The sequence below is a fragment of the Pseudoalteromonas prydzensis genome, assembly GCF_001661495.1.
Taxonomy (GTDB): Bacteria; Pseudomonadota; Gammaproteobacteria; order Enterobacterales; family Alteromonadaceae; genus Pseudoalteromonas; species Pseudoalteromonas prydzensis.
On record NZ_BDDT01000013.1, the window covers coordinates 34,674 to 49,763 of the forward strand.

Sequence of the window (15,090 nt, forward strand, 5' to 3'; positions counted from 1 at the left end):
CGACGTTACTTTTCATAGCGTACAAGGCGTAAATACACAAACGAGGTTTTCGCATGCAAGCTGTTTAAGCCTCTATCAAAGGTGTATACCCAAGCTGCGGTTTTATCAGCAATACCTGATGTACTGGTCCAATAATTTTCGCTTTTATTGCCAAAAAATACTGCTTCATTAATACTGGGAGTTACACAACTGTGCTCTAAAATGCTAGCAAGCTCTTTATTATTAGGCACTTGCCAATCCTTATAAGAAGCCGTGCGGTCATTTACCGCCGCTCTTAATGCTTCTTGCCAATTAACTTTAACTATACTGTTTAAACAGCTATTGGTTGTTAGATCATAGCGTTGCCCGTAACTACAGGTTTGCCACATAAGACCTGTGACACTGTCGCTCACAGTTCCGTCCGAATTTACAGTAAAACGCGCAGTAGGGGTTGTTTGTGTTACACCGTCATAGCACACAGCCATTACTGTGGGACACACTAACAATAAGCCAATTAATAATGATTTCATTGTGTTGCTCCTGCAGTTCGGACTAAACGCACAAACGCGGTATTACTTTTTGGATAAGCCAAATCGTTCCCGTCGCTCATATCAAAAATATACGCTTGCGATAAACTCGTACCATCGACGGCAGTTTGCGAGGTCCAATAAATGAGTCCATCCGCGAGTAAGCTACTATTAGGTGTATTAGGAAAATAGTTTTCGTCGAGCAATATAGATTGCCCATGCTTGCCATAATTAAGTAACGTTAATAACTCTGTGTAACTAGGTACTCGCCAGTTAGTACCGCCGCAGTAATCAAGGGCATTAACCGCATCAACATACTCTTGCAAATTACAGCTACTATCACTTGGGCAAGTGCTATTTGGCGTGCCAAGGCTACTACCCGTTTGCACACCATCTTCATTGGTTAAATACCACGTATAGTGATTTTGTCCTTCACGAAGTTGCGTGTTAGGTAGAGTGCCAGTATTCGGGCTTTTTACTTCCCAAATCAAACCGGTCACGTTATCGCGAATACAACTAAAATTAGCAGCGCTATCTAATAATTCATCGGCAAACTGATTTAGTTTTGTAAAATCAAATGCCTGCTCACCGGCACCCACTTTCTCGATATGTGAACCAACGCCACTATCGCGACCGACAAAGGCATCTTGACGTGGAAAGTCTGGACTTGTACAGGCTATTTCTTGGGTATTGTTATAGCATTTACTCATCCCAGTATCATTGATAAGACCCAGCGCTTTAGAGTTAACCACGACATCCACACTGTCTTTATCAGTACGCCCTTTGCTGTCGGTCACGGTTACTTCAAAAGTATGCGTGTTGACCGCTTCGGTTGCCGGTGCTGTGAAAGAAGTAATACATTGCTGTTGGTTATCAAGCACCGCTGTGCCTGCAGTTTGCTGCCAAAAACACTTAAATGTTTCTGTTACAGTTTCTGAAGCGGTGGCATCTAAGGTCACTGTTTCCAGCTCAATAACATTCTGATCGGTACCCGCATTGGCAATAATGACTTCACTGGTTTTATTTAAGGTATGTGAATACTCGGAGCTTGACTCTCCCCCTTCATCATCCACTACTGTTACTAACCACGTAATTAAAGTATTAGTATCGAGCAGCGGATGCACAAAACTAATTGTCGCATTGCTGCTACTGTCTACAGCAAGGGTTGGGCCTGCAATTTGTTGCCAGTTGTAACTGTTAATTTGGCCGTTTTCATCAGGATCTATTGAGCCTGCTGCGCTAAGGGTAATTATATCTTTATAATCAGAAGGTAAGGTTGCTGGTGCGGTTTGAGTAATAATAACTTGCGGAAGCTGATTATTTGATTCTATTTTAATTAGTAAATCATCACTGACTAATTGACCATCAGTAGTTTGATAGCTAATACGCAGTAATAATTCGCTGTCGGCTTTAATGTTTGGGGCGGTTACGGTTTGTAGTGCACCATCAAGCGGGAAGCCGTCAATTATGGGGCCACTGACTCGCTGCCAAGTAAAAGTGCCATCGGCAGGAGAGCCTTTGGCTTCAATGGTAAACTCACTTTTTTCAATAATTTGCTGATCATTGCCTGCAAATACGGAGGCGGCCACAACCGGGTTATCATTTCCCCCTCCACCGCCACCACATGCGGCTAATAAAGTTAAAAGTGGGGCAATTATCAAGCGAGATTTCATCCACTGCTTCCTCATTAAAATCGAAATTACATAACACTAAAGGTTATGCCAATAAGTTTATGAAGCAATTACAGTGCCATTTGAGAGAACAATATTATAAATAACTATCTTGGTGAATGCGGACAAATAACTTAGTCCCTATTTTACTGTAATCTATCTTGTATTCACGACCATCCAGAGCCTGAATAAACAGTAAACGCTTTTCTTCGCCAAACACATCAACACTGCTAACATAAACAACTTCTAAATAACGTTCTTTAGCTTCACGGCGGTTTTTTGGCAGCTCTTCTTTAAATGGCTCTAAACCATGCTGAGTTACTTTGATTTTTGGGTGTATTTCAGAGTTCACGATCACTAAATCGAGTTTTTTATCTTTGTGGATAATGGTATTTCTGCCACTTTTAATAAAAGATCTATCTTGACTCATCGCTTCATCCTACTAACTAACGCTTATTATCAAGCGCCTTTCTCTCTAATTGAGATTCTATAAATACCTTTGGGTTACTGTGCCAAGCATTTAAATTACGGCTAAAGTCCCAAATACTACTATCTAATACACTTGCAGGTAACAACAAATCGTACCCGGTTAATTGCTGTAAATGTCGCATCCTATTGGCAAACATAGCAATCAAGCCATTGAAGCTGCGCCCATGCACTGAGGTGTAATGATTGTCTTCAACCAACCATTCTGATGGGCAATTACCATTTTTGCAATGTTTTTGAATCACTTGCATAAATAAATGTCGTTGCTCAATCAACAATTTACCAGCAATTCTTGGCGCTAATTGTGATAAAAATTCATCTGTATTATTTAGTTTAATACCTACCGCATTTAACTCAAGCTTTTCAAGCTGTTGTTCTACTGTAGGGATCCCACTGTGATGGAAGTTTTCTTGCTTAACAGACCAATAACCATATTTGTGCTGATAAGTAAGCTCATGTTCTGTAATAACTAAACTATAAAATGGCTCTTGAGTTTTTAGAAAACCAACAAAAATTGCCGCTAAGCACAAACTTACCAAAAAGATTTCTAAAATACTAATTTCACCGGGGCGCAATAAATTAAACAGCATAATAAATATAAGCCCTATTGCACCAACGATAAGAACTTCTATGCCATTGCGCGCGCCTTGCGCACGAAATTTCAACACAGCCAGCTTACGTTTAACCATAGCGATAAAAAACTATATAAAAAGCGTACATAACTATAGCCCAAATAATCAATTTACGTATTTTCAAACAATGTGAACATTTGCTCGTTAACTTCATAACTCCCTCATTTATAATTACAAAACAGGAACAAATTGATAAATACTTTAACTTTTACGCCTAACCGACAGATTTATGAGATACGCGACAGCTATTCCACGCTGTTATTTTGTACACTAGAGGCAATTAATTTTCCGGTATTTTAAAAATGTATTCAAAGCAATCTGGCAAAGCGCTATTTCCATTTATCATTACTTTACTTCTTGGGCTATGTGTTTACCTTTACTTACCAAGTAGCCAAGGTGAACAATCCGACTTTACGGCAAGTGCAACCCAAGTTACAGCGCACACTGTAGCAAGTGAAGAAAATGCTGTGCTAATTGAGGCTATCGGCAGCGCGCGTGCGAATCAAGCGATTTATATCAAAAGCGCACAAAATGACTACGTAACTGACATTTATTTCAAAGACGGTGACTTAGTTAGCAAAGGTCAAAAGCTAGTACAATTACAATCATTGCAAGAAGAACTGACAGTAAAAGAGCTGGCAATCAACTTGCGCGAAGAAAAGCGTCAACTTGAGCGTTTAACTGAGCTTTCTCGCTCACAGGCCACCGCAAAATCATTATTGGAAGAACAACTTTCTCGCGTTGATGCCACCGAAGCGCAGTTAGAAAATGCCAAAACAAAACTCTCAGAAATGACCATTACTGCGCCATTCTCAGGTATTTTAGGGAAGCGCCAGATTTCAATTGGTGCCTATGTAAATAACAGCACTATAATTACCAGCTTAGATGATATCAGCATCATCAAGGTAGATTTTAAAGTTCCTGAAAAATACCTCGCGCAATTAAACGTAGGTATGAAGGTCATGACTCAAAATGACGCTTACCCAGAAAAAACATTTACCGGTAAAGTCACCCACGTTAGCGCTCGCATCGATGCAATTACCCGCAGTGTTGAAGTAACCGCAAGTTTTGCCAATAAAAGTGGTTTATTACGCCCTGGCATGTTGCTTAATACCGCCCTACAACTGAGCTCTAATCAAGCCATGATGGTGCCAGAAAAAGCGGTTATTCCACAACAAGATAAACATTATGTTTTTCAAATTGAAGACGGTATAGCCACCAAAGTAGAAGTTCATGTTGCAGGCCGTCACAACGGCTGGGTTGCCATTGATGAAGGCATTAGTAATGGTCAACTAATTGTTACTGAAGGAATCATTAAGATTCGTTCTGGTAGCAAAGTGTCTGTGAAGGGGTAGATCGTGAAAATTACTGATACGAGTGTTAAACGCCCTGTTTTTGCGATTGTAATTAATTTATTGCTACTGACCTTTGGTTTAGTCGCTTTTTCAATGCTGCCACTGCGCGAATATCCAGATATTGAATCACCCATTGTCAGTGTTAGCACTGAATATACCGGCGCGTCAGCCGAAATTATTGAAACTAAAATCACTCAAGTGCTGGAAAACCGCATCTCCGGTATTGAAGGCATTAAAAGTATTAACTCATCAAGTCGTAATGGTCGCTCTAATATCACCATCGAATTTAATATAAGCCGTGATATTGATGCTGCATCAAACGATGTACGTGAGCGTGTGGCACGTGCTCTTGACAGTTTACCTGAGCAAGTACGCCCGCCTGAAGTGTCAAAATCTAACAGTGATGAAAGTCCAATCGCTTGGTTCTTACTCAACAGTGACACTATGGACTCCTTACAGCTTTCTGATTATGCGCAGCGCTTTATTGTCGACCGCTTAGCCGTTGTTGATGGCGTATCGAATGTACGTGTGGGCGGCGAGCGTAAATATGCCATGAAAATTTGGCTCAACCGCCAAGCTATGGCAGCGCGCGGTATCACCAGTAGTGACATAGAAAACACCTTACGCACTGAAAATGTTGAATTACCGGCTGGTGAAATAGAATCTATCGACCGCGACTTTACCGTGCGCACTGCGCGTAGCTATAAAGAACAACGTGATTTTCAAAATTTAGTCATCAAACGTGGTGATGATGGCTACTTAGTTCGTCTTGGTGAAGTGGCTGACGTTCATTTAGAAGCTGCAGATGATGAAAGCTTATTCCGTGGTAACGGCCGTAATATGGTGGGCCTTGGCATTGTTAAGCAAGCTAAAGCAAATACCTTAACCGTAGTTGATAACGCCCGCGCTGAACTTGAAAAAATCAAACGTAACTTACCAGAAGGCACAACCATTCAAGACAGCTATGACTCATCAATCTTTATTAAAGAGTCGATAAACGAGGTATACAGCACGCTCGCCATCTCAATGGCTTTAGTAGTGTTAATTATTTTCTTATTTTTAGGCAATATTCGCGCTACCTTGATCCCCGCAGTGACTGTTCCGGTTGCTTTAGTTGGTAGCTTTATGTTCTTGCTGGCAATGGGTTATTCAATCAACTTATTAACTCTACTAGCATTGGTACTAGCAATAGGTTTAGTGGTAGACGATGCCATTGTAATGCTAGAAAACATTCACCGTCGTATTGAATTAGGCGAACCGGCATTACTGGCAGCTTATCGCGGTGCCCGCGAAGTTGGTTTTGCGATTGTTGCCACGACGCTTGTATTGATCTCAGTATTCGTGCCTTTAGTATTTATGGATGGCCGTATAGGCGCTTTATTTACTGAATTTGCCATGGCGGTAAGTGCCGCAGTGTTTTTCTCGAGTATTACCGCATTAACACTCTCTCCTGCGCTGTGTTCATTAATCCTTAAGCCCTCGTCAAAAGAAGGCAAGTTTAGCCAATGGATGGACCGCATTTTTGACAAAATTGAACAAAGTTATAAGAATGCGTTAACTTCAAATATGACCCGCTCAGGAGGCTTAGCAATAACCTTATTGCTCGCTGGTTTTGTTAGTTATGCATTGTTCCAACAAATCCCGTCAGAGTTAACACCTAAAGAAGACCGAGGAACCTTTTTCTTAATGATGAGTGGCCCTGAAGGTGCCAGCTATGAAAATAACGCTGAGAATATGGCAAAAATTGAAGAGCGCTTAATGCCATATTCTGAATCTGGCGAACTGAGCCGCGTATTAGTGCGTGTGCCAGGTTGGGGTGGTTCGGGTGGTGTTGCCATTGTTGGCATGGCAGATTGGAGTGACCGTAAACGCTCAACGTGGCAAGTAATGGATGAAATCAGTGGCAAAATGGCTGAAGTGACCGATGTGCGAACGTTTGCCATTATGCGTAGCGGCATCGGTGGCGGCGGCTCGTCTCGACCGATAGAATTTGTATTACAAGGTAACGATTACGACCAACTTGCCGATTGGCGCGACCGCATTATTAAACGTGCCGAGGAAAATCCAGGCTTAGTACGAATCGATCACGATTACAAAGAAACTTTCCCGCAATTTTTGATCAGTATCGATAAAAATAAAGCAGCGGATTTAGGCGTGTCGGTGTCTGATGTGGGTCGTACTCTTGAAACTATGCTTGGCCAACGCCGTGTTACTACTTTTATTGATCGCGGTGAAGAATACGATGTGATTTTAAAAGGCACCAAGGCAGACTTTAAAGATCCAACTGATATTTCAAATATCTATTTAAAATCACGCAGTGGTGAATTAGTCCCACTAGATAGCTTGATCAGCCTGAAAGAAGAAGCTACGGCATCTCGTTTGAATAGGTATAACCGTATGCGCGCAATCACACTTAGCGCAAACCTTGCAGATGGTTATACACTCGAAGAAGCGCTTAACTTTTTGAATCAAATCGCTGCTGAAGAAAATGATATTGATGGTGCGGTTGATTATAAAGGTGAATCACAATTATTCTACGAAGGTGCTTCAGCAATGACCTACGTATTTATTCTAGCGCTTACCGTTACCTTCTTGGTGTTAGCAGCACAATTTGAAAGCTTTGTGCACCCGTTTGTTATTATGCTTACAGTACCACTTGGGTTAATGGGTGCCATGTTTGGTTTATGGTCTACGGGGCTTACTTTAAATATTTACAGCCAGATCGGGATTGTAATGTTAATCGGCCTCAGCGCTAAAAATGGTATCTTAATTGTTGAGTTTACCAACCAGCTGCGCGACCAAGGCATTGAATTTAGTGAAGCAATATTACAAGCAGCAACCATGCGACTACGCCCTATTATTATGACCTCATTAACCACGGTAATGAGTGCCGTGCCGTTAGTGTTGGCATCTGGCCCTGGTGCCGAAAGCCGTATGGTAATTGGTGTGGTGGTGTTTACCGGCGTTATTGTCGCAACCATACTGACGCTATTTGTAGTGCCTGCGGCCTATTATGCGCTGGCTAGAAACACGCAATCACCCGAGTTTTTACAACAGAAACTTAACCAGCAAGAAGCTGAAAAGCCACTTAAAGAACTCTAAACAAAGCGCGTTGCTGCACCTTGCAGCAACGCTTCCACTCTATCCTCACTCTAACTCATGAAATAAAACACCGTCTTTGCCGTTCTTCTGCTAGGCTAGAACATCTGCGTAATTTAACGTTCTTAGGAGTACATATATGAGCATAGCAATTGAAACTGCAACCTTTGGTGGCGGCTGTTTTTGGTGTATCGATGCCGCATTTCGACGTGTAAAAGGCGTATTACAAGTAAGCTCTGGCTACACTGGTGGCGAAACAGCGAATCCAACCTATAAACAAATTTGCACAGGGCTGACAGGCCATGCTGAAGTCGTTAATATTGAGTTTGATAGCAACCAGATAAGCTTTGAAACCTTATTGGCAATGTTTTTTACGTTGCACGATGCCACGCAACTCAATCGCCAAGGCAATGATGTGGGCACCCAGTACCGCAGTGTAGTTTATTATCATGATAGTGAGCAACAAGCGCAAACAAACAACTACATTGCTAAATTACAAAGCCAAATACGCGAAGATATCGTCACTGAAGTAAGCCCAGCAACTACATACTACCCTGCTGAGCAATACCACCAAGACTATTACAACGAAAACCCTGAGCAGCGCTATTGCAGTTTATTGATTGCACCTAAGCTGCAAAAGTTTGCGAAAGACTATAAACAATTTTTAGTAAATTAAGTAAAATAGGTATTATCATCTTGATACAAAAAAGCCCGGCACAACGGTGTCGGGCTTTTTTATTTAAGCTTGCACGAAATTAGAACTGGTAGCTGGCGCCAACAAAGAAACGGCGGTCAGCTGTATTGTAGTAAAACACTTCACCAGTTGCATAATCCATACTTGAGTCAACTGCGTTGTACTGCTTATCAAATAAGTTTTCTACGCGTAAAGAAAACGAAAGAGCTTGGTTTAATTGGTAATTGGCAGTTAAGTTCCATAACGTATAAGAGCTTAGCTCTGTTACTTTACCTTGACGATCGCTACGGTACTGCATATCAAAACCTGCATCAAAATCGCCCCACTGTTTCGCAACAGACCAATTTACTGTACGTGGTGAAACATACGTTTGTGCTACACCCGTTTCAGTATTTTCTGCATTTAAGTAGGTAAAATTAAACTGATTATCAAAGCCTAATATTTCATTAGCAAAGCTAAACTCAACACCTTCATGTCGTGCTTTGTTGATATTAGCTGGTTGCCAATCACCGGCGGCATTAGGTGCCCAAGCAATTAAGTTCTCAATATCATTTCTAAAAATAGATATATCAACACTTACTTGTGAAAAATCAAGACTCAGACCGATCTCTTGGTTTACTGATGTTTCAGGAACTAAATCTGGATTACCTGACACTGAATAATATAAATCATTAAATGTTGGCGCTTTAAATCCTGTACTTTGACTTAGTCTAAATGTTGCATTTTCATGCAAGTGATAGCCAACAGCAGCTGTATAAGTTGTCTCATCGCCAAAATATTGATCATCATCATAACGAACTGCTAGATTAGCTAAAAGTTGCTCGTTATCATAATAACCACCAATGTACCCTGCATACACCTCACGACTATTTTCAGCATAATCACCTGACGTTCCTGAGATATCATCTTTATACCAGTTTAAACCACCATTAATATCGAATTCTGCATTAACTATATAAAGAGCATTGTAATCAATCTGAGAACGCTTAGTGTCGAATACATCCACAACGGTACCGCCAGTATAATCTACGCGCGCATTATCTGAACCATCCCTTGATAACGCTATATCGACAGAGTGTTGCTGATCTGTGAGCGATTTTTCCCACCCAAAAGCTAATTGATAGTTTTCAAATTCATTATTTTCTACGGTACTTTCAACAGGCGAAAACGCACTGTCGTATTGAGCATAACCTTCGCTGTATTGCCCTTTCGCAGTTAATTCCCCCAACAATTCATCGGCATATTGAATGTTAAAGCCAATGTTTTTGTTTTCATAACCATCTTCATCCGGCGCTACACCTTGCAATACGTCAAAACCATCGGTTTTTTCAAATCCAGCATTAAACGATGCTGTAACGGCATCAACTACCGCTGTACCAGCGACTTGATAATTTTGATAAGCGTCTGTCCCAAATGTTGCATTTAGCGTTAATAGCTGCTCTTTACGAGTAATGATATTAATCACACCGGCAAGAGCATCAGAACCATATACAGCTGCACGCGAGCCTTTAACTATCTCAATGCGCTCTATTGAATTAAGAGGAATATTACTAATTGATGTATAACCAAGGGTTGCTGATCCGGTACGAATACCGTCTACTAAAATCAAGGTATGACGCGAACTTGAACCACGAAGCGATACGCCAGAGTTTTGCCCAAATCCACCATTTGAATTTATTTGAAAACCTACTTGTGTTGCTAACAAACTTGGTAAATCACGGACATTACTTGTTTCGATATCACTACGCTCAATAACAGCAACACTGGCAAGAACGTCAGTAATTGATTGCTCGAATTTATTCGCGGTTACAGTAATATGTTCAATTGATTGCTCTGCAGACACAGAAAAAGATAACGCAGCAGCGATTGCTACGCCTAGAGTAGATTTATTTAACATGACTTCCCCTGACCCGCGCCCACCGCACAAGTGATAGTAAATTGACTTCAAGGCCGGTCTCCGGACTTAACATAGATACTTGCGTATATTATGTATCACCGTTGCGGGGGCAGTGTTGGACTTCGTTTATATCCTATAAACGCCACCAACTTCCCGATTATCTTGCTGTACTTAATCAACAACCTTGAAAAGTAACCACAAGCACCTTGAAAATAGGTGGTTATTGTGATTATTTTAGGGATAAATGTCAATGGACGGCTATACATCTAAAGGTTCTAGGTTCTAGGTTCTAGGTTCTAGGTTCTAGGAATAAGTTCTAAACTAAAAAAGCCAAACTGCATTGCTGCAATTTGGCTTTTTCTAGCACCTAAAAACCTAGCTCCTAGCTTTCTAATCTCTAAAGTTTTTAAATTGAAATGGCTGCCCTAAATCAGCACTACGTACAACTTGCATGGCTTCTTGTAGGTCATCACGTTTTTTGCCTGTAACACGAACTTCTTCACCTTGAATAGCGGCTTGTACTTTTACTTTAGAGTCTTTAATGGCTTTAACGACTTTTTTAGCCATGTCTTTTTCGATACCTTGCTTTAATGCAACATTACGAAATACATTTTTACCTGCTCGAGAAATGTCTTGCAGCTCTAAACTTGCTACGTCCATACCGCGTTTTGATATTTTGCTCGCTAAAATATCAAACAACTGCATAACTTGTGAGTCAGCTTCCGCTTTTAATTTAATTGTTTTATCGTTAAGTTCAATCGATGCATCAACACCTCTAAAATCAAAACGGGTTTCTAATTCACGGTTAGCATTATCTACAGCATTTTTTGCTTCGTTCATTTCGACTTCCGAAACAATGTCAAATGAAGGCATAAGTCTCTCCTAGCAAGATATTTTTAATTCAAATTTATATTGTCGATAATTATACTATATAAATTTTATAAATCTTTACACTTTTCTGTGCTTTGTTCAGGTGCGATACGAAATTAGTTTGATATACTGCGGCTCTATTTTTAAGCAATTTAGGATTTTTCGTGACTCGGCGTGTTTATCAAACTCTATTTTTAATCAGTATGCTGGTGTTTACCTTTTTGTTTGCCCGTGATTTTAGGGGCGTTGGGGTGTCGTCACTGCCCCATTTAGATAAATTAGTACATTTTGCTATTTTCTTTGTTTTAGCGGCTGTTATGGTCAGAGCGTTTAAGCTGCCCGTTTATATACATCTAACATTATTGGCGTTTTATGGTATTGCCATCGAGCTTATGCAAAGTACAATTCCTTATCGTAGCGCATCCATTGCAGATGTGGTTGCTGACTTTAGCGGTGCTGCCTGCTTCTTCTTGTTATATGGCCTATATTCACACTTTAAAAAGAATCAAAATGGCTAATATATTTATTGTTGGCGATGGTGCGATTGGGCTGCTCTACAGCTACTATTTAGCTCAGCAGCACTCAGTAACACTCATCAGTAAGCAAACGCAGTGTAAGCCTCGTTTTTACCAGCAACAACACATCAAACAAGCGATTAATTGCCAAGTGATAAACCTTGTACAATTAACCGCAAGCACCCAAATCGACACCGTTATTTTTGCTGTCAAAGCACACCAAGTCGCCAGTGCATTTAGTCAGCTAAAGCCATTTTTAAGCACTCAGTGCCAAGTGATTTTATCTCACAATGGCATGGGAAATGTTGATGAACTCAATGCCGAGCTGACGCAAAAGCAAGGGCTGTACTTTTTAACAACTCGCTTGGCGGGTTATAAAAATACGCCTTTTAGTGTATTACATACTGGTATGGGTGACAGTGTTTTAGGTGATTGCAACTCTTCAGCCAAAGTAAAACTGCCTGACGTTAAACATCTATTAGCTAACATACCGGCATTAACAACGACTAACAACATACAGCAGTTACGCTTTGAAAAACTATTAGTTAACATTGCTATTAACCCACTCAGTGCCCTAAATAATGTAAAAAATGGTGAATTACGTGCGCCTAAGTTTAGTAGACAAATCATGAATTTATTAGCTGAGGCATGCAACATTGCCAAAGCACTTGGCATTAACGTAGATTTAGCACAAGCCCTTAATAGCGCCTATCAAGTGATGGCTCACACCCAAGCTAATTACTCTTCCATGCATCAAGATTTTCATCATCAACGCGAAACAGAAGTGATGGCGATTTGTGGCTATATTTGTCAGCAAGGACAAAAACTCAATATTGATACGCCGTATAACGGTGCTTTATTAACTGCAATTTTAGACACAAAAAAGCGCGATTAAAATCGCGCTTTTTTGAACGACTACCAGCCTTATGGGCGATAAACTTTCACGTTAGCAAAGCCGCTGTCATGTAAAATAAGCGCTTGCAGTTGACTCATTACACCTTTGGCACAGTATAAGTAATAATCTTTGTCTTGTGGCAAATCACCAAATTTAGTCGCTAGGCGGAAGAACGGTAAGTGCACAACCTCAATCCCGTCGATTTCCAGTGGGTTGGTGTCTTCTTCTTCCGGTGAACGAATATCAACAACAACAGCCCCTGCCGGTAAATCAGACACTGACTCAGCCTCTTTAAGCTCCTGTTTTGCTTCAACATCGATATCACGCACATCCATAATACGGGCATTTTCAACCACAGTATTGAGCACATCAAAATCAAATTTTTGCTCTTCAGCTTCTACAACAGCAATTTTAGCTTTTACCGTTGGCTTTTTAGAGATCACACCACAGTACTCAGGCATGGTTTCTGCCATTTCAGCAGTACCAATTTTACGAGCGATATTAATAATTTCTTGTTTATCGTGCTGGATCAATGGGCGTAAAATAAGCGTTTCAGTAACACGGTCAATCACACTTAAGTTTGCTAAAGTTTGGCTTGAAACTTGACCAAGGCTTTCACCGGTCACTAAGGCTTGTATCCCCATTTTTTCAGCAATCTGGCTGCCTGCGCGCATCATCATGCGCTTTAAGATCACGCCCATTTGACTGTTTTCAACATTTTCTAAGATCTCAGCAACAACCGGTTCAAAGTCAACGCTGATAAATTTAACCTTATGCGTTGAGCTAAACTGTTTCCAGATATAGTAACTGGCTTGTTTAACGCCGATTTCATGCGCCGCACCACCTAGGTTAAAGAATAAAAAGTGGGTACGAGCGCCTTTACGGATCATTTGATAGCTGGCAACGCCAGAGTCAAACCCGCCTGACATTAACGACAACACATCTTCTTGGGTTGGTAATGGGAAACCCGCCATGCCATGATGAGCATGCGTTACGATATACGCTTTATCATCTTTAATTTCGAGACGAATAGTTACTTCAGGGTTTTTCAACCTGACGCTGGCACCATCTACGTGCTGATTTAAACCACCACCTACATAGCGCTCCACATCTGTCGAGGTAAAATCATGGTTACCTTGGCGTTTACAACGAACACAGAATGTTTTGCCGACAACAGTATGGCCAATCATATCTAACGCTTTTTCGTAAATGTCATGAAGGTTTTCGTAACTGGTTTCGGTTACTTCAATAAACTGCACAATACCAGGGATGCGTTGTAAGCCATCGATAAAATCAAGGCGCATTTGCGCGTCATCTGATTTAGTCACAACCGATATATTATCCCAGTTATTTTGTACTTGTACTTTTTCGTCAAGCTTACGTAATACAATTTTAATGTTGTTTTCTAACAACTTAGTAAAACGTTTACGCACAGAGCGGCTTTTAATGGCTATTTCAGGATGGAGTTTGACGATAAATTTAAGCATAGTTTACTCGTTAGACAATATTTAGGATTCACGCACCCACGTGTTGGGCGCGCGATTATAGCAAAAAATCTAACGTCTAGGAAATAAACAAAAGCTCTATGCTTAGCTGGCTGGTTCAGCTTGTGCAGCGAGCGCACTATATTTCTCGCGTAACAAGTTAATTTGCGGAATACTTTGCTCTGTAGCAAAAGCTTTAAAAAGCGCTAATACTTTTAAAATACCGTTATAAATATCTTGCTGCATGAGTTCGCCGCTTAAACGTCTGGCTTTAATATAAGGAGTCCAAAAACTGACGGTGATTTTTAACATATGAGCAAGTTCAATGGCATCTTCATCGTCGATGGTGATCATGCCACCTTCGCGCAGACCAATTACCAGTTCGCGCACTTGGCTTAGTAAAGCGGCTTGAAATTCAATGTAGTCTTTTTTCAATACTTCATCGCGAGATAAAATATCCCCCAAATTGTCATAGAAAAAATGAAACCGCCACATCAATTCAAACAAAGCATCAAGATATCCTGTTAAGTGCGTGAATGCTTCATCATGCTTAGCCATTGGCACAAATTGTGTGTGTAAATGCTGGCTGTATAATGCGAAAATATGCCGAATGATGTCTTCTTTATTTTTAAAGTGATAATAAAGGTTACCGGGGCTGATCCCCATATGAGAAGCGATATGGTTAGTCGTTATTGCACGCTCACCATGTTGATTAAATAACATGATGCTAGTTTTAATTATTTTATCCTTGGTACTCATATCCTGCTGCTCTAGTTGTTTTTATTTAAGTAAATGCTCAGAATTCACTCAGTATTCGTAGTCGCGCAGTATATACAAATCTAAACCAATAAAATACTAACTTGAAAATTTCTAACCCATAATTCGTAGCTATTGTTTCTTAATGAAATAAACTCATTTACAAATGAAGCTCTACAGTCGCAATTTGCAGGCTGATCTGGGCAACAAAGACTGCTAATATAGCAGCCA

The 15,090-nt window shown here is 40.6% G+C and carries 13 protein-coding genes and 1 riboswitch; of the genes, 5 read left to right on the plus strand and 8 right to left on the minus strand.

Annotated elements, in window-relative coordinates:
• Window positions 1–5: 5 nt before the first annotated feature.
• The 4 genes from A7968_RS18015 to A7968_RS18030 all read right to left on the minus strand — a co-directional run bounded on the left by A7968_RS18015 (window position 6) and on the right by A7968_RS18030 (window position 3,351).
• On the minus strand, window positions 6–509 hold the full coding sequence (locus A7968_RS18015; protein WP_064667958.1) for an Lcl C-terminal domain-containing protein: 504 nt from the start codon (window positions 507–509) through the stop codon (window positions 6–8).
• Window positions 506–2,179: an Lcl C-terminal domain-containing protein gene (locus A7968_RS18020; protein ID WP_064667959.1), complete on the minus strand. Its 1,674-nt coding sequence runs from the start codon at window positions 2,177–2,179 to the stop codon at window positions 506–508. Before A7968_RS18020 ends, A7968_RS18015 begins: the two co-directional genes overlap by 4 nt.
• Before the next feature lie 94 nt (window positions 2,180–2,273).
• On the minus strand, window positions 2,274–2,606 hold the full coding sequence (locus A7968_RS18025) for a hypothetical protein (RefSeq protein WP_064667960.1): 333 nt from the start codon (window positions 2,604–2,606) through the stop codon (window positions 2,274–2,276).
• A 16-nt stretch (window positions 2,607–2,622) separates the two neighbouring features.
• Window positions 2,623–3,351, minus strand: a complete 729-nt coding sequence (locus A7968_RS18030; RefSeq protein WP_064667961.1) for a DUF2982 domain-containing protein — start codon at window positions 3,349–3,351, stop codon at window positions 2,623–2,625.
• A gap of 245 nt (window positions 3,352–3,596) precedes the next feature.
• On the opposite strand from A7968_RS18030, the gene A7968_RS18035 reads away from it, so the two are divergent.
• The 3 genes from A7968_RS18035 to msrA all read left to right on the plus strand — a co-directional run bounded on the left by A7968_RS18035 (window position 3,597) and on the right by msrA (window position 8,424).
• Window positions 3,597–4,649 carry an efflux RND transporter periplasmic adaptor subunit gene (locus A7968_RS18035; protein WP_064667962.1) on the plus strand — a complete coding sequence of 351 codons (1,053 nt, stop codon included), beginning with the start codon at window positions 3,597–3,599 and terminating at the stop codon, window positions 4,647–4,649.
• A gap of 3 nt (window positions 4,650–4,652) precedes the next feature.
• Entirely contained in the window at window positions 4,653–7,751 is a 3,099-nt protein-coding gene (locus A7968_RS18040; RefSeq protein ID WP_064667963.1) for an efflux RND transporter permease subunit, read from the plus strand.
• A 136-nt stretch (window positions 7,752–7,887) separates the two neighbouring features.
• Entirely contained in the window at window positions 7,888–8,424 is a 537-nt protein-coding gene (gene msrA / locus A7968_RS18045; RefSeq protein WP_064667964.1) for a peptide-methionine (S)-S-oxide reductase MsrA, read from the plus strand.
• 79 nt (window positions 8,425–8,503) lie between these two features.
• Here msrA and A7968_RS18050 read toward each other — a convergent pair whose 3' ends face one another.
• Together A7968_RS18050 and A7968_RS18055 are read right to left on the minus strand one after the other, a co-directional pair.
• Window positions 8,504–10,339 (minus strand): TonB-dependent receptor domain-containing protein, encoded by a 1,836-nt coding sequence (locus A7968_RS18050; RefSeq protein ID WP_064667965.1) that lies wholly within the window; start codon window positions 10,337–10,339, stop codon window positions 8,504–8,506.
• Window positions 10,340–10,373: 34 nt separating this feature from the next.
• Window positions 10,374–10,541, minus strand: a riboswitch (cobalamin riboswitch).
• A gap of 188 nt (window positions 10,542–10,729) precedes the next feature.
• Window positions 10,730–11,212 carry a YajQ family cyclic di-GMP-binding protein gene (locus tag A7968_RS18055; RefSeq protein WP_064667966.1) on the minus strand — a complete coding sequence of 161 codons (483 nt, stop codon included), beginning with the start codon at window positions 11,210–11,212 and terminating at the stop codon, window positions 10,730–10,732.
• A gap of 161 nt (window positions 11,213–11,373) precedes the next feature.
• On the opposite strand from A7968_RS18055, the gene A7968_RS18060 reads away from it, so the two are divergent.
• On the plus strand, window positions 11,374–11,727 hold the full coding sequence (locus tag A7968_RS18060) for a VanZ family protein (RefSeq protein ID WP_064667967.1): 354 nt from the start codon (window positions 11,374–11,376) through the stop codon (window positions 11,725–11,727).
• Window positions 11,720–12,619: a ketopantoate reductase family protein gene (locus A7968_RS18065; protein ID WP_064667968.1), complete on the plus strand. Its 900-nt coding sequence runs from the start codon at window positions 11,720–11,722 to the stop codon at window positions 12,617–12,619. Before A7968_RS18060 ends, A7968_RS18065 begins: the two co-directional genes overlap by 8 nt.
• A gap of 29 nt (window positions 12,620–12,648) precedes the next feature.
• On the opposite strand, the gene thiI is transcribed toward A7968_RS18065, so the two are convergent.
• Both thiI and A7968_RS18075 read right to left on the minus strand, forming a co-directional pair.
• Window positions 12,649–14,106: a tRNA uracil 4-sulfurtransferase ThiI gene (thiI, locus tag A7968_RS18070; RefSeq protein WP_064667969.1), complete on the minus strand. Its 1,458-nt coding sequence runs from the start codon at window positions 14,104–14,106 to the stop codon at window positions 12,649–12,651.
• A gap of 102 nt (window positions 14,107–14,208) precedes the next feature.
• A complete protein-coding gene (locus tag A7968_RS18075; RefSeq protein WP_064667970.1) occupies window positions 14,209–14,862 on the minus strand; it encodes a TetR/AcrR family transcriptional regulator in 654 nt (217 codons plus the stop codon).
• Window positions 14,863–15,090: the final 228 nt, after the last annotated feature.

Coding starts and splice junctions, on each gene's coding strand:
- A7968_RS18015 (WP_064667958.1), bottom strand. CDS start 509: ATGAAATCATTATTAATTGGCTTATTGTTAGTGTGTCCCACAGTAATG.
- A7968_RS18020 (WP_064667959.1), bottom strand. CDS start 2,179: ATGAAATCTCGCTTGATAATTGCCCCACTTTTAACTTTATTAGCCGCA.
- A7968_RS18025 (WP_064667960.1), bottom strand. CDS start 2,606: ATGAGTCAAGATAGATCTTTTATTAAAAGTGGCAGAAATACCATTATC.
- A7968_RS18030 (WP_064667961.1), bottom strand. CDS start 3,351: ATGGTTAAACGTAAGCTGGCTGTGTTGAAATTTCGTGCGCAAGGCGCG.
- A7968_RS18035 (WP_064667962.1), top strand. CDS start 3,597: ATGTATTCAAAGCAATCTGGCAAAGCGCTATTTCCATTTATCATTACT.
- msrA (WP_064667964.1), top strand. CDS start 7,888: ATGAGCATAGCAATTGAAACTGCAACCTTTGGTGGCGGCTGTTTTTGG.
- A7968_RS18050 (WP_064667965.1), bottom strand. CDS start 10,339: ATGTTAAATAAATCTACTCTAGGCGTAGCAATCGCTGCTGCGTTATCT.
- A7968_RS18055 (WP_064667966.1), bottom strand. CDS start 11,212: ATGCCTTCATTTGACATTGTTTCGGAAGTCGAAATGAACGAAGCAAAA.
- A7968_RS18065 (WP_064667968.1), top strand. CDS start 11,720: ATGGCTAATATATTTATTGTTGGCGATGGTGCGATTGGGCTGCTCTAC.
- thiI (WP_064667969.1), bottom strand. CDS start 14,106: ATGCTTAAATTTATCGTCAAACTCCATCCTGAAATAGCCATTAAAAGC.
- A7968_RS18075 (WP_064667970.1), bottom strand. CDS start 14,862: ATGAGTACCAAGGATAAAATAATTAAAACTAGCATCATGTTATTTAAT.